General features: G+C 56.4%; 11 protein-coding genes. 8 read left to right on the top strand and 3 right to left on the bottom strand.

Annotated elements, in window-relative coordinates; all coding sequences use genetic code 11:
- Positions 1-182: 182 nt before the first annotated feature.
- Both ABYP39_RS12360 and tkt read right to left on the bottom strand, forming a co-directional pair.
- Complete coding sequence (locus ABYP39_RS12360; RefSeq protein WP_372749159.1) at positions 183-1181, bottom strand: type I glyceraldehyde-3-phosphate dehydrogenase; 999 nt, start codon at positions 1179-1181, stop codon at positions 183-185.
- A complete protein-coding gene (tkt, locus tag ABYP39_RS12365) occupies positions 1178-3172 on the bottom strand; it encodes a transketolase (RefSeq protein WP_372782803.1) in 1995 nt (664 codons plus the stop codon). The genes ABYP39_RS12360 and tkt overlap by 4 nt, the downstream gene beginning before the upstream one ends.
- Positions 3173-3362: 190 nt before the next feature.
- Here tkt and ABYP39_RS12370 point away from each other — a divergent pair, with 190 nt between their 5' ends.
- The 5 genes from ABYP39_RS12370 to ABYP39_RS12390 all read left to right on the top strand — a co-directional run bounded on the left by ABYP39_RS12370 (position 3363) and on the right by ABYP39_RS12390 (position 8481).
- Positions 3363-4346: an ArsR/SmtB family transcription factor gene (locus tag ABYP39_RS12370; RefSeq protein ID WP_372782805.1), complete on the top strand. Its 984-nt coding sequence runs from the start codon at positions 3363-3365 to the stop codon at positions 4344-4346.
- A 45-nt stretch (positions 4347-4391) separates the two neighbouring features.
- Positions 4392-5600 carry a methionine adenosyltransferase gene (gene metK, locus ABYP39_RS12375; RefSeq protein WP_372763814.1) on the top strand — a complete coding sequence of 403 codons (1209 nt, stop codon included), beginning with the start codon at positions 4392-4394 and terminating at the stop codon, positions 5598-5600.
- A gap of 103 nt (positions 5601-5703) precedes the next feature.
- Entirely contained in the window at positions 5704-7095 is a 1392-nt protein-coding gene (gene ahcY, locus ABYP39_RS12380; RefSeq protein ID WP_372763813.1) for an adenosylhomocysteinase, read from the top strand.
- 82 nt (positions 7096-7177) lie between these two features.
- Entirely contained in the window at positions 7178-8002 is an 825-nt protein-coding gene (metF, locus tag ABYP39_RS12385) for a methylenetetrahydrofolate reductase [NAD(P)H] (protein WP_372749373.1), read from the top strand.
- Between the two features lie 113 nt (positions 8003-8115).
- A complete protein-coding gene (locus tag ABYP39_RS12390) occupies positions 8116-8481 on the top strand; it encodes an STAS/SEC14 domain-containing protein (RefSeq protein WP_372782807.1) in 366 nt (121 codons plus the stop codon).
- Between the two features lie 16 nt (positions 8482-8497).
- Here ABYP39_RS12390 and thiI read toward each other — a convergent pair whose 3' ends face one another.
- Positions 8498-9952: a tRNA uracil 4-sulfurtransferase ThiI gene (gene thiI, locus ABYP39_RS12395; protein ID WP_372782809.1), complete on the bottom strand. Its 1455-nt coding sequence runs from the start codon at positions 9950-9952 to the stop codon at positions 8498-8500.
- Between the two features lie 356 nt (positions 9953-10308).
- On the opposite strand from thiI, the gene glnA reads away from it, so the two are divergent.
- The 3 genes from glnA to glnL form a co-directional block, all read left to right on the top strand.
- Entirely contained in the window at positions 10309-11715 is a 1407-nt protein-coding gene (gene glnA / locus ABYP39_RS12400) for a glutamate--ammonia ligase (protein WP_372764116.1), read from the top strand.
- A 122-nt stretch (positions 11716-11837) separates the two neighbouring features.
- The gene (locus ABYP39_RS12405; protein WP_372782811.1) at positions 11838-12374 is read left to right on the top strand and encodes a DUF4124 domain-containing protein; all 537 of its coding nucleotides are present in this window, start codon (positions 11838-11840) and stop codon (positions 12372-12374) included.
- A 198-nt stretch (positions 12375-12572) separates the two neighbouring features.
- Positions 12573-13445 (top strand): nitrogen regulation protein NR(II) (glnL, locus tag ABYP39_RS12410; protein WP_372782813.1); only part of this gene is annotated, 873 nt, incomplete at its 3' end.

Genomic DNA, 13445 nt, shown 5'->3' on the forward strand with positions numbered 1-13445 from the left:
GGGAGTGGGGCCGGGGGTGAGGGACAATACAGCTGACAGCCTTTAAGGAGCACGCTTCTGAAGCCACCCCAAAAGCCCCTCATCCTATCCTTCTAACATTCCAGGTGCGCTATCGGACATCCTATGCTCCAAAAGGATTCCACAGCCTCAACGCAACTATTTCACATTCACCGATTTCAACATCATCCGGCCTGCCAGTGGCTGACCACGTCCAACATCCGGTTAGCATACCCCCACTCATTGTCGAACCACACCAGCATATTGACCAACTGGCCGCTGACGCGGGTCTGCCCGGCGTCAACCACCCCGGAGCGCGGATCATGATTGAAATCGCAGCTGGCAAGCGGCTCATTGCTGACACCCAGCAAGCCCTGCAAGCGCGATTCCGACGCCGCCAACAACGCACGGTTGACCGCATCGGCTGTCACCGGTTTGCGACAGTGTACGGTCATTTCCATGGCAGAGACATTATGCGTTGGGATGCGCAGGGCGCGCGACGCAAACTTTCCGTCCAGCGCTGGCAGTATGCGACCAATGCCTGCCGCCAGACCGGTATCCACCGGAATCATGGACAGACCCGCTGCGCGGGTTTTACGCAGGTCGGTATGATGATATGCATCGAGCACCGGCTGATCATTCATCGCCGAGTGTATCGTAGTGATGGTACCTGACTCGATGCCAAAGCTGCGCTCCAAAACATCGATAACAGGCACGATGCAGTTAGTGGTGCAGGACGCCGCCGACACAATATGGGTTTCGGGTGTCAGCAGCTCTTCGTTAATACCAAATACTATCGCCGGGATATCCGACTGACCGGGCTGGGACAGCAGGGTATAGCTTGCACCCTGTTCTAGGTGCGCGGCCATATCTGCGTGACTGTCGTAGCTACCGGAGCACTCCAGCACGACATCCACACCGGCCCAGTGCACCTGCTCCAGCGAGTGATGGTGCGTTACCGCAATGCGATCACCCTGCACCACCAGCGACTGGTCCGCTGCCGCCACCTTGCCCGGGAAGCGACCGTGGGTGCTGTCGTATTTGGTCAGGTGGACAATCGTCGCCAGATCCGCCGGCTCGTTAATCGCCACGATCTGCATCTGGCTGCGATAGTCAGATTCATAGAGGGCGCGCAGTACGCAGCGCCCAATGCGACCATAACCGTTGATCGCCAGCCTGATCATTCTGGCAGGCAATCCTCGACCGCAGCCACCACGGCGTCGGCAGTGATATCGAAGTATTCAAACAACTGACCGGCAGGCGCCGATTCACCAAAGGTACTCATACCGACAATGCGACCATCGAGGCCCACATACTTGTACCAGTAATCCACGTGCGCCGCTTCCACCGCAACGCGGGCCAGCACATGACTGGGCAGTACCGACTCGCGATAAGCCGCATCCTGCTGCTCAAACACATCGGTCGAGGGCATCGACACCACGCGGATGTTCTTGCCGCTCAGCTTGGCTTTGGCGTCCATGGCAATCTGCACTTCGGAACCGGTCGCGATAATGATGGCATCGGGCTCTCCGTCACAGTCACTCAACACATAACCGCCCTTGGCGATATTGGCCACCTGCTCGGCACTGCGCTCCTGCGGCGCCAGCCCCTGACGGGTCAAGGCCATTGAAGTAGGACCATCATTGCGGCTCAGCGCCGCACGCCAGGCCGCCATGGTTTCGGTCACATCACAGGGGCGCCACACGCTCATGTTCGGAATGATGCGCAGAGAAGGTACGTGCTCCACCGGCTGGTGAGTCGGGCCGTCTTCACCCAGACCAATCGAGTCATGGGTCAATACAAAGATGCTGCGCTGCTTCATGATAGCCGCCATGCGCAGGGCATTGCGGGCGTAATCAGAGAACACCAGAAAGGTGCCTCCATAGGGAATAAAGCCGCCGTGCAGGGCAACGCCATTCATGATGGCGGCCATGCCAAACTCGCGCACACCATAAGAGATGTAATTGGCACCAGGCTCGCTCGGTGACATCAGGGTACAACCTTGCCACCAGGTGTTGTTAGAGCCGGTCAGGTCAGCCGAGCCGCCCAGCAGCTCGGGCATAAAGGGACCGAAACCATTCAGGGCCTTTTCTGACGCTTTGCGGGTGGCGACCTTTTCCATCGCCGCCTGAGCTTCTTCTACCAACGCCTGGGCGCGGGCATCAAAATCTTCAACCAGTTCGCCAGCCATGCGACGCTCGAATTCAGCCGCCAGCTCCGGGTAGGCCGCGCGGTAGGCGTCCATCACCTTGTTCCACTCGGCCTCGGCGGTTTCACCTTGGGATTTGGCATCCCACTCGCTGTAAATATCGGCGGGGATTTCGAAGGGGCCGTGGTTCCAGCCCAGATGCTCGCGTGCGGCCGCAATTTCGTCACCACCCAGCGGTGCGCCGTGCACATCGTGACCGCCCTGCTTGTTGGGGGCACCAAACCCGATCACGGTGCGGGCACAGATCAAGCTCGGCTTGTCGGTCACGCTTCGGGCTTCTTCAATCGCCTTTTTAACCGCTTCGGCATCGTGCCCGTCCACGCCGCGCACCACATGCCAGCCGTAGGCTTCAAACCGGCCCGGGGTATCGTCGGTAAACCAGCCTTCCACATCACCGTCGATAGAAATGCCGTTGTCATCATAAATGGCAACCAGCTTGCCCAGCCCCAAGGTGCCCGCCAGTGAACAGGCCTCGTGGGAGATACCTTCCATCAGACAGCCATCGCCGAGGAAGGCGTAAGTGTAGTGATCAACAATCTGGTGACCGTCGCGGTTGAACTGAGCACCCAGCACTTTCTCTGCCAGTGCAAAACCCACCGCGTTAGTGATGCCCTGACCCAGCGGGCCGGTGGTAGTTTCAACGCCCGGCGCATAACCGTATTCCGGGTGGCCCGGTGTTTTCGCATGAAGCTGGCGGAAGTTTTTCAAATCGTCGATAGACAGTTCATAGCCGCTAAGGTGCAGCAGCGAATACAGCAGCATGGAACCGTGACCGTTAGACAACACAAAACGGTCGCGATCCGCCCAGTTCGGGTTGGCCGGGTTGTGCTTGAGAAAGTCACGCCAAAGCACTTCAGCAATATCTGCCATGCCCATCGGTGCGCCGGGGTGGCCGGAATTGGCCTGTTGAACAGCGTCCATACTGAGAACGCGTATGGCATTGGCGAGATCGCGACGAGAGGGCATTGAGGGCTCCTGTGATAGAGAAGTGCGGTTGCCGGAAAAAAAGAGGCGCTATTTTCCCCTACTCGGGCCAATACAGCAAATCGAGCTGAGGCCAGAGCCCCAGCGGGCTGGAGCATCGACCAAAATCCATAAAAAAATCCTTATATAAAAATATTTTTATATTGCCGAAGATGCTGGTAAACTCCCCGTCATGACTGAATCCGCCCTGCAGATTAGCAGCGGGCACGAAACCCGCGATGCCCTGGTAGCCCTACTGAAGGCCGCTGCCGACCAGCTTCGCCTGTCGGTTTTGCGCATCCTGCGGCGGGACACCTTCAGCGTGCAGGAACTGAGCCAGATACTGGATGTCAGTCAGCCGGGCATGAGCCACCACCTAAAGCTTCTGGCCACCGCCGGCCTGGTCAGCACCCGTCGCGAAGGCAGCACTATTTTTTACCGGCGCGCGCACAAACCGCGCCACCCGGAATTTGCCGAGCTGCAAACGGCCATTCTGAGTAGCGCCGACCTGGTGGTTCTCGACGCGTCAGCCGAGCGACAACTGGCACTGATTAACGACGCTCGAGCGGAAAGCTCGAAGGCCTTTTTTGAAGAATATGCCGGCGAGTTTCGCCGCCAGCAGGAACAGATCGTCGCATACGGTCTCTATGGGCCCGCCAGTGCCGAGCTGCTTAGCAGCACCCAGAGTACCGGTGCGCTGGCCGTGGAAGTTGGCCCGGGCGAAGGCGGCTTTTTACCTGAACTGGCGCGGCGCTATCAGCGGGTCATCGCACTCGACAATGCCAGCGCGATGCTAGACAAATCGCGTCAGAGTGCCGCTGAACAGCAGCTCGAGAATATCGAGTTTGTGCTGGCCGACACCGCCAGCGCCAATATAAGCCCAGGCAGTGTGGATTGCGTAGCAATCAATATGGTTTTGCACCACGTGCCGTCGCCGGCAGATATTGTGGCCGACACGGCACGCTGGCTAAAACCGGGCGGCGTGCTGAGCATCACGGATTTATGTCCGCACAATCAGAGCTGGGCCAAAGAAGCCTGCGGTGATTTGTGGCTGGGATTAGATCCCGACGAATTGACAGACTGGGCCACCGAGGCCGGTCTGGAGGAAGGGCCTGCAGTTTTTCTGGCCCAGAAAAATGGCTTCAGGGTGCAACTCAGGCAATTCCTGAAACCCTGATTTTAAATTTTGCACATAAAAGTAGCGTCAACTAGAGGAAAAGCTATGTCCGAATACGCACTGTTTACCTCAGAGTCCGTCTCTGAAGGTCACCCCGACAAAATGGCAGACCAAATCTCCGATGCGGTACTGGATGCCATCATCGCTCGCGACAAGCATGCGCGTGTTGCCGTGGAAACGCTGGTAAAAACCGGCATGGCTGTGGTTGCCGGTGAAGTAACCACCTCTTGCTACGTGGATCTCGAAGACATTATCCGCGAAGTTATTAACGGCATTGGCTACAACAGTTCAGATGTTGGTTTCGACGGCGCCAGCTGTGCGGTACTCAACGCGATTGGCAAACAGTCTGTAGATATCAACCAAGGTGTCGATCGCGCCAAACCCGAAGACCAAGGCGCTGGCGACCAGGGCCTGATGTTCGGTTACGCCACCAACGAAACCGACGTACTGATGCCTGCTCCGCTGTTTTACTCCCACCGTCTGGTAGAGCGTCAGGCCTACCTGCGCAAGCACGGTGTACTGCCCTGGCTGCGCCCAGACGCCAAGAGCCAGGTAACCCTGCGCTATGAAAACGGCAAACCCGCGGCCATTGACGCGATCGTTCTGTCCACTCAGCACAACCCGGAAATCTCACAGAGCGATCTGCGCGAAGCCGTGATCGAAGAGATCGTCAAACACGTGCTGCCAGCTGAACTGCTGCATGCCGACACCAAATTCCACATCAACCCGACCGGCAACTTCGTCATTGGCGGCCCCGTGGGTGACTGCGGTGTCACCGGCCGCAAAATCATCGTCGACACTTACGGCGGAATGGCTCGCCACGGTGGCGGCGCATTCTCAGGCAAGGATCCGTCCAAGGTAGACCGCAGCGCCGCTTACGCAGGCCGTTATGTTGCGAAAAACATTGTTGCGGCTGGTCTTGCTGATCGTTGCGAAATCCAGGTGTCCTACGCTATTGGCGTTGCCGAGCCCACATCAGTCTCGATCAACACTTTCGGCACTGGCAAGGTAAGCGAAGATAAGCTGGCCGCCGCTGTGCGTGAGGTCTTCGACCTGCGCCCATACGGCATAACCAAAATGCTGGACCTGCTGCACCCGATGTATCAGCCCACCGCCGCTTACGGCCACTTTGGTCGCGAGCCTTACGAGCACACCTACACCTTTAAGGAAGGCGGTGAAGAGCGCTCCGAAACAGCAACAGCATTCAGCTGGGAAAAAACTGACAAAGCGGATGCACTGAAAGCCGCTCTTTAACAATCACAGGTAGGAGCCTGCGGCGCAGGCGAATCCCACATTTTTTGCCTGCCGAGCAGCCTCTAGCGAGAGGGGCGCCGCAGGCCAGTAAGAGGAAACAGACATGACTGCTACAGCAGCACAAAGCAACTTCACCGACTACAAAGTCGCCGACATTTCACTGGCCCAGTGGGGTCGCCGCGAAATCGAAATCGCGGAAACCGAAATGCCCGCCCTGATGGCCCTGCGCACCAAGTACAAGGCTGACCAGCCTTTGAAAGGCGCCAAAATCATGGGCTGTATTCACATGACCATCCAGACTGCGGTTCTGATCGAAACCCTGATCGAACTCGGCGCGGAAGTACGTTGGTCTTCATGCAACATTTTCTCTACTCAGGATCACGCTGCTGCAGCCATAGCCGCCGCCGGCATCCCCGTTTTTGCCTGGAAAGGTGAAACCGAAGAGGAATTCTGGTGGTGTATCGAGCAAACCATTCTGAGCGAAGGCAAAGAGTGGGACGCCAATATGATTCTTGACGACGGTGGCGATCTGACCCTGTTGCTGCATGACAAGTATCCCCACATGCTGGACAAGATTCACGGCATTTCAGAAGAAACCACCACAGGTGTTCACCGCCTGCTGGAAATGCTGGAAAACGGCACACTGAAAGTACCGGCGATCAACGTTAACGACGCGGTAACCAAGTCGAAAAACGACAACAAGTACGGCTGTCGCCACAGCCTGAACGACGCCATTAAGCGCGGCACAGATCACCTGTTATCAGGTAAGAAAGCACTGGTTATTGGCTACGGCGACGTGGGCAAAGGCTCTGCGGCTTCACTGCGTCAGGAAGGCATGATTGTAAAAGTCACCGAGATCGATCCGATCTGTGCCATGCAAGCCTGCATGGACGGCTATGAAGTTGTTTCGCCCTACATCGATGGCATCAACGACGGCACCGAAGCCAGCATCGACACCCGCCTGTTGGGCACCACCGATCTGCTGGTAACCACTACCGGTAACGTCGACGTGTGCGACGCCAATATGCTTAAAGCGCTTAAAACCGGCTGCGTAGTGTGCAACATTGGTCACTTTGACAGCGAAATCGACACCGCCTTCATGCGCAAGAACTGGAAGTGGGAAGAAATCAAACCTCAGGTTCACCGCATCGTGCGCGATGAAGCTAGCGGCGACCACCTGATTCTGCTGTCCGAAGGCCGCTTGGTAAACCTGGGCAACGCCACTGGCCACCCCTCGCGCATCATGGACGGTTCTTTCGCCAACCAAGTTCTCGCCCAGATCTACCTGTGGGAGCGCAAGTTTGCCGATCTGCCCGCTGCAGAAAAGCAAGCCAACCTGTATGTGAAAGTACTGCCGAAGAAACTGGACGAAGAAGTAGCTGCCGAAATGGTGCGCGGTTTTGGCGGCGTGATCACCCGCATGACCGACGAGCAGGCCAAGTACATCAACGTACCGGTTGACGGCCCCTACAAGCCCGAAAGCTACAAGTACTAATCTATTCGCTCGAAGGCAGGCCTCTGCGGCCAAGTTCGCAGAAGCCTGCCCGACAGGTGAACCAACGTCGAATTCAAACAATATGACTAAACGCTACAGCTTCGAATTTTTCCCACCCAAGACCGACATCGGTCGGGAGAAACTGCAAACCGTTCGCGCTGAACTGAGCGACCTAGGCCCCGAGTTCTTCTCCGTGACTTACGGTGCCGGCGGCTCTACGCGCGACAACACCAAGAACATTGTCACGCAGATGAAACAGGAAGGCCTGTCTGTTGCGCCGCACCTGTCTTTTGGCGGCGATGACGAAGCTTCCATGCTTGAACTGATCAACAGCTACAAGGATGCAGGCATTGACCGTATCGTTGCCTTGCGTGGCGATATACCTTCAGGCATGGGCGCAACCCGTCTGGTCTACGCTAAAGAGCTGGTGGAGTTTATCCGCAAGCACACCGGCGAGCATTTTCACCTCGAAGTGGCGGCCTACCCGGAGATTCACCCGGATGCCAAAAGCTACCAGGCCGATATCGATTTTCTGAAAGCCAAACTGGACGCCGGCGCCAACAGCGCGATCAGCCAGTACTTTTACAGCATCGACGCCTGGCACTATTTTATGGATCACTGCCAAAAAGCGGGAATTGATAAGCCAATCTATCCCGGCATCATGCCCATCACCAACTTTGCTAACCTGGCGCGCTTTTCCCGCAACTGCGGCGCCGAACTGCCTCGCTGGATGACGCAGAAGTTTGAAAGCTATGGCGATGATGCCGAAGCGAGCCGTGAATTTGGTGTCGAAGTGGTAACCCGTCTCTGCGAACAATTGCTCGCTGCTGGCGCTCCTGGGCTACACTTTTACACCATGAACACAGTGAACCCCACCAAAGCCATCTGGCAAAACCTCAAGCTGTGAAAATTGCGCGTCATTCGTGACGCGCCTACCCAACTATTTCCCTCACACGCATTCTCTCAGCCGCTATCCTGCGCCTTCGATTCAGCAACAACCTCATCACTGAAGGAGGCTCTATGTTTCGCGTACAACCGGTAGGTCAGGATCGCATTGATATTGAAATGAGCGGACGCTTGGAAAGCAACGATATGCGTGCCGCGATCGCTAATCTGGAAATGAAGTGTGAGCATATTCGCGACGGCAAAATGCTGTATTTTGTCCACGACTTTGAAATGCCCTCAGCCGGCGCTGTTGGGGTGGAACTAAAACAATTGCCACAACTCATTCGCACCCTGAAGCACTTCGACAAAGCGGCTGTCATCGCCGATGAAAAATGGATACGCAATCTGAGTGAAGTGGAAGGCGCTTTGTTTCATGAACTGGAAGTAAAAGCTTTCGACATGAAGGATGCACACGCAGCCGAAGCCTGGCTTCACCACTGAGCGGCAACCGCCCCAATCAATTGGGGCGGTACACCTTGATATTGGTAAAGCCCTGCTCGACCAGATGAGCCGCATGCAGGCGGCTCATTACTCCCTTATCGCAATACAGCAGATAGGTTTTGTCACGCGATAGGGTATCGCTTTTACTGTGCAGCTCATAAAACGGTAGCGATGATACCGTCACGCCGGCAAGGCGTAGCGGCGCGCGTTCCACCTCATCGGGATGACGTACATCGAGCACCACAGCATCCGGCACCGGCACCTGCAATACCTCAACTTCAATGCGCTCCAGCTCTTCGTTGGCCAGCTGATCAATCGTGGTATAGCGCGCAGCCGCCAGGGCCTGCTCCAAAACCGAAAAATCAAATTTCGCTTCCTGCGCAAGGATGCGCTCCGGACGAGCCTTCGTGGTGGGCTTCACAGAAATCACGCCACAGTATTCCGGCATGTTTGCCGCAAACTCCTCGGTGCCGATCTCTGTTGCCGTGCGAATAATATCGCCTTTGTCGGCCGCAATCAGCGGACGCAATACCAGCTTGTCAGTAACCGCATCAATCACCGATAGGTTAGTCAGCGTCTGACTAGACACCTGCGCGATCGCTTCGCCCGTCACCAGTGCCTGCACGTTCAGCTGGTCAGCCACAGTTTCGGCGGCGCGCAGCATCATTCGCTTGAGCACCACCCCCATTTGGGAGTTGTCGACATTTTTCAGAATCTCACCCACCACCCCCTCAAACGGCACGGTGACGAATTTAACCCGGTGCGACGCGCCGTATTTCATCCACAGGTACAAGGCTACTTCCTTGACCCCGATCTCGTGGTCGCGCCCACCCAGATTGAAAAAACAGAAGTGAGTGCGCAAACCGCGCTTCATCATCAGATAACTGGCAACCGGCGAATCAAACCCACCGGAAATCAGTGACAGCACCGGGTCGAGACTGCCCAGCGGAAAGCCACCCAGCCCCGGGTAGCGCTGATTGACAATGAACACGCTCTGGTCACGTACCTCAATACGCACCACGACGTCCGGGTTTTTCAGATCAACGCCCTGAGCTTCTGAATGCTGATTGAGCCCCCCACCAACGTAGCGCTCTATATCCAGCGACTGAAAGGGGTGATCACCTATGCGCTTGCAGCGCACACTGAATCGCAGCCCTTTGAGGCGATCGCCCCACAAAGCGAGCGTCTTCTGGAAAATATCATCGATATCCACCAGCGGGTACTCGACCACGTCCATAAAATAGGCGATGCCCGGGGTATTACTCAGCACATCAATAAATGCCGCCGCCGTATCAGGCTCTAGCTGCTGCGAACTGACTACAATCTTGTCCCACTGGCGCTCAATATGTACTTCAGAATCAATGGGTTGCAAAAGGCGCTTGAGATTGGTGTGCAGCTGTTTCACAAATTGCTTGCGCACGGGCCGGCTTTTGATGGTGATCTCAGGGAAAAACTTGACGATAAACTTCATGACAGCCCAGATTTGGCGACAATAGACGCGCAGTGGAGAAAAACGCGATTATAGCGTTAATTGGCACAAGACTCATGGACGCCCTTGCAAAGATCAAAATGCACCACTATGGTGCGATGACGCACCATAATGGAGCGCTCTTCAGTTTTTCCGCACTTAAAAAAGGCAATGCACCGCGTAAAGGCCGATAAATGCAGGGATTCCTGCCCAATAGTAGTGGCACGGCTTTTGCTTTTAGTGGAGTCACTCACGGGGCTCCTATGCGCCCCTGAAAGATAGGCATATAATCGCCCACTTTCGGCACGGCCGCAGGCACGGTCGAGACAACCAGACTCTCTTATTGGAGGAAAACCCTAATGTCAGAGAACACTCTGAAACTGATTAAAGACAATGAAGTGAAATGGGTCGACCTGCGCTTTACCGACACAAAAGGTAAAGAGCAGCACGTAACCATTCCCGCCAAAGAAGTAGACGACAGCTTCTTCGAAGACGGCAAAATGTTTGACGGTTCCTCCATCTCTGGCTGGAAAGGCATCAACGAATCCGACATGATCCTGATGCCGGACGACGCCGCTTCTGTGCTGGACCCTTTCACCGACGACGCCACTGTTATCGTACGTTGTAACATCGTTGAGCCTTCTACCATGCAGGGCTACAACCGCGACCCACGCTCCATCGCGACCCGCGCTGAAGAATACATGCGCTCTACCGGCATTGCCGATGGCGCCCTGTTTGGTCCAGAGCCCGAATTCTTCGTATTTGACGACGTAAAATGGCACGCTGACATCAGCGGTGCTGGCTACGCCATCAGCTCTGACGAAGCAGCCTGGTCTTCCAACAAGGTTTTCGAGGACGGCAACTTCGGTCACCGCCCTGGCGTTAAAGGCGGCTACTTCCCCGTTCCGCCAGTCGACAGCCTGCACGAGCTGCGTGCGGCCATGTGTGACGCCATGGAAGCCATGGGCCTGGATATCGAAGTACACCACCACGAAGTGGGTACTGCCGGTCAGTGTGAAATTGGTGTTGGCCCCAACAACGCTGTGAAAAAAGCCGACGAAGTACAGGTACTCAAGTACTGCGTACACAACGTTGCTCACGCGTATGGCAAAACCGCCACCTTCATGCCCAAGCCTCTGGTTGGCGACAACGGTAGCGGCATGCACTGCCACATGTCACTGAGCAAAGACGGCACCAACCTGTTTGCCGGCGACGCCTACGGCGGCCTGTCTGAAACTGCCCTGTTCTACATTGGCGGTATCATCAAGCACGCACGCGCGCTGAATGCCTTTGCCAACCCGTCCACCAACTCCTACAAGCGTCTGGTACCTGGCTTTGAAGCCCCGGTAATGCTGGCCTACTCTGCCCGCAACCGCTCTGCTTCAATCCGTATTCCTTACGTATCCAACCCGAAAGCACGCCGCATCGAAGTGCGCTTTGGCGATCCCTCAGCCAACCCGTACCTGATGTTTGCTGCGTTCTTGATGGCTGGCCTGGACGGCATTCAGAACAAGATCCACCCCGGCGACGCTGCCGATAAAGATCTGTACGACCTGCCCGCAGAAGAAGCCGCCGAGATCCCGACCGTGGCCGCTACCCTGGAGCAAGCACTGCAAGCTCTGGACGCAGATCGCGAGTTCCTGACCGCTGGCGGCGTATTCGACGACGACATGATCGACGCCTACATCGGCCTGAAAGCCGGTGAAGTTGAGCGCCTGAACATGACGACTCACCCCGTTGAGTTCGACATGTACTACAGCGTTTAATCGCTCTCGCATGCCCCGAAAGCCCGGCCCTGTGCCGGGCTTTTTTGTGCCCGCGCGACCAACGCGGAACCGTTCGCCAAACACCTATTGACGCCCGCCCCGATTGGCATAACCATAACGCCATGAAACCAAAACGCATCTCACTTGCCGTGTGCACCCTTCTGGCTTTCTCCCTGTGTCAGGCGGAACCGCCGAAAGCCGAGGAAGACAGCGGCCCGCTGATATTTCGCTCCGAAGACAGCCAAGGCAACCCCGTTTTCAGTGACCAGCCGAGCCGCGACGCACAGCGCGTGAATCTCAAGGACACCAATCGCACCCCAGCGGTTCAACCCCAAGCAAAGCCCCCGAAAAAACAGAAGTCGGCCAGCTCCAGCTACAAAGTGGTTTTTCTTGAACCTGCCGATGGCGACTTCTTCGCCAACGGTCTGCAGCCAGTTTCTGTCTCCATCAACGTCTCCCCGCCAGTGCTGCCCAAACACCAGATTGAGTTTTTGCTCGACGGCGCATCCATCGCTCTGGGGAGCAACTACACGACCACAATTGAACGACTCCGCCCCGGCGCGCACCAGATCAGCGCCAGAGTAGTCGACAAAAAAGGTAGGGTTGTCGGCAGCCCCGCCAGCATTGAAGTGACCGCTCAATGGCCCGGTGGCCGCTAACTCCAGCCAAACCGGCTGAATCCAAGCCCTCTTTTTGCGCACCATATTGGTGCGCGTGCGCTATACTGGCAATCTTCCAGCCTCATTTCGGTGAGTCCTGAGGGCTCGCCAGCGCCCCAGATAGCAGCAGTCGCCCATCAGACTCCATGGCCCGGATATTGCTTGTGGCCTAGGATAGAAAGGAGTTCACATATTCCCATGGCACCGGATAACCTCCACCACCGCATACTCGACAATCTCAAGACGGCCATCATTCTGGTGGAGCCCAACCTTACGGTGAGCTACCTGAATCCCGCCGCCGAGGCATTGTTGGCTGTGTCTCGCCTGCGCATGCAGGGGCATTCAGTCACCAAGCTGTTTTTCGAGCCGGAAGACACCATGATCAACCTGCTCGATGCCATCAATAACTTCAACGCCTACACCAAGCGCGAGGCTCAGCTGTTTCTGCAGTCCGGTGAAAAGATCACAGTCGATTTTGCCGTAACCCCGGTGCACGAAGCCAACAACCGTAAATCGTTGATCATCGAGCTGCAGCCGTTGGATCGCCTGCTGCGCATCAGCCGGGAAGAAGGCTTGTTTTCCAGCCAGGAAAACGCCCGGGTCTTGATTCGGGGGCTGGCCCACGAGATCAAGAACCCACTGGGTGGCTTGCGCGGCGCAGCGCAATTGCTGGCCCGAGAACTGCCTAGTGAAGACCTCGCCGACTACACCAACATCATCATTGAAGAGGCGGATCGGCTGCGCAATCTCGTGGATAACATGCTCGGACCCAACACCAACCCTCGCATGGAGCCGACCAACATCCATGAAGTGCTGGAGAGGGTCAGACACCTGGTGGAGGCCGAAGGGCTCGGCAATATCCGGGTACTGCGCGACTACGACCCCAGCATTCCCGAATTGATCGGCGATCGCGAGCAACTGATACAGGCAACGCTGAACATCGTGCGCAATGCCATGCAGGCACTGCAACAGCATGGCTACAGCGTCGAAAATCCACAAATCACACTGCGCACTCGCGCACTGCGCCAGTTCACTATCGGCTCACACCGCTACCGCCTGGTGTGCCGGGTA

Source organism: Litorivivens sp. (assembly GCF_041625495.1).
Lineage (GTDB): Bacteria > Pseudomonadota > Gammaproteobacteria > Pseudomonadales > Spongiibacteraceae > Litorivivens.

Bases quoted from the DNA above. Each gene is read 5' to 3' on its own strand.
- ahcY (WP_372763813.1), top strand. From the start codon at position 5,704: ATGACTGCTACAGCAGCACAAAGCAACTTCACCGACTACAAAGTCGCC.
- ABYP39_RS12405 (WP_372782811.1), top strand. From the start codon at position 11,838: ATGAAACCAAAACGCATCTCACTTGCCGTGTGCACCCTTCTGGCTTTC.
- ABYP39_RS12390 (WP_372782807.1), top strand. From the start codon at position 8,116: ATGTTTCGCGTACAACCGGTAGGTCAGGATCGCATTGATATTGAAATG.
- thiI (WP_372782809.1), bottom strand. From the start codon at position 9,952: ATGAAGTTTATCGTCAAGTTTTTCCCTGAGATCACCATCAAAAGCCGG.
- ABYP39_RS12360 (WP_372749159.1), bottom strand. From the start codon at position 1,181: ATGATCAGGCTGGCGATCAACGGTTATGGTCGCATTGGGCGCTGCGTA.
- glnA (WP_372764116.1), top strand. From the start codon at position 10,309: ATGTCAGAGAACACTCTGAAACTGATTAAAGACAATGAAGTGAAATGG.
- metF (WP_372749373.1), top strand. From the start codon at position 7,178: ATGACTAAACGCTACAGCTTCGAATTTTTCCCACCCAAGACCGACATC.
- ABYP39_RS12370 (WP_372782805.1), top strand. From the start codon at position 3,363: ATGACTGAATCCGCCCTGCAGATTAGCAGCGGGCACGAAACCCGCGAT.
- tkt (WP_372782803.1), bottom strand. From the start codon at position 3,172: ATGCCCTCTCGTCGCGATCTCGCCAATGCCATACGCGTTCTCAGTATG.
- metK (WP_372763814.1), top strand. From the start codon at position 4,392: ATGTCCGAATACGCACTGTTTACCTCAGAGTCCGTCTCTGAAGGTCAC.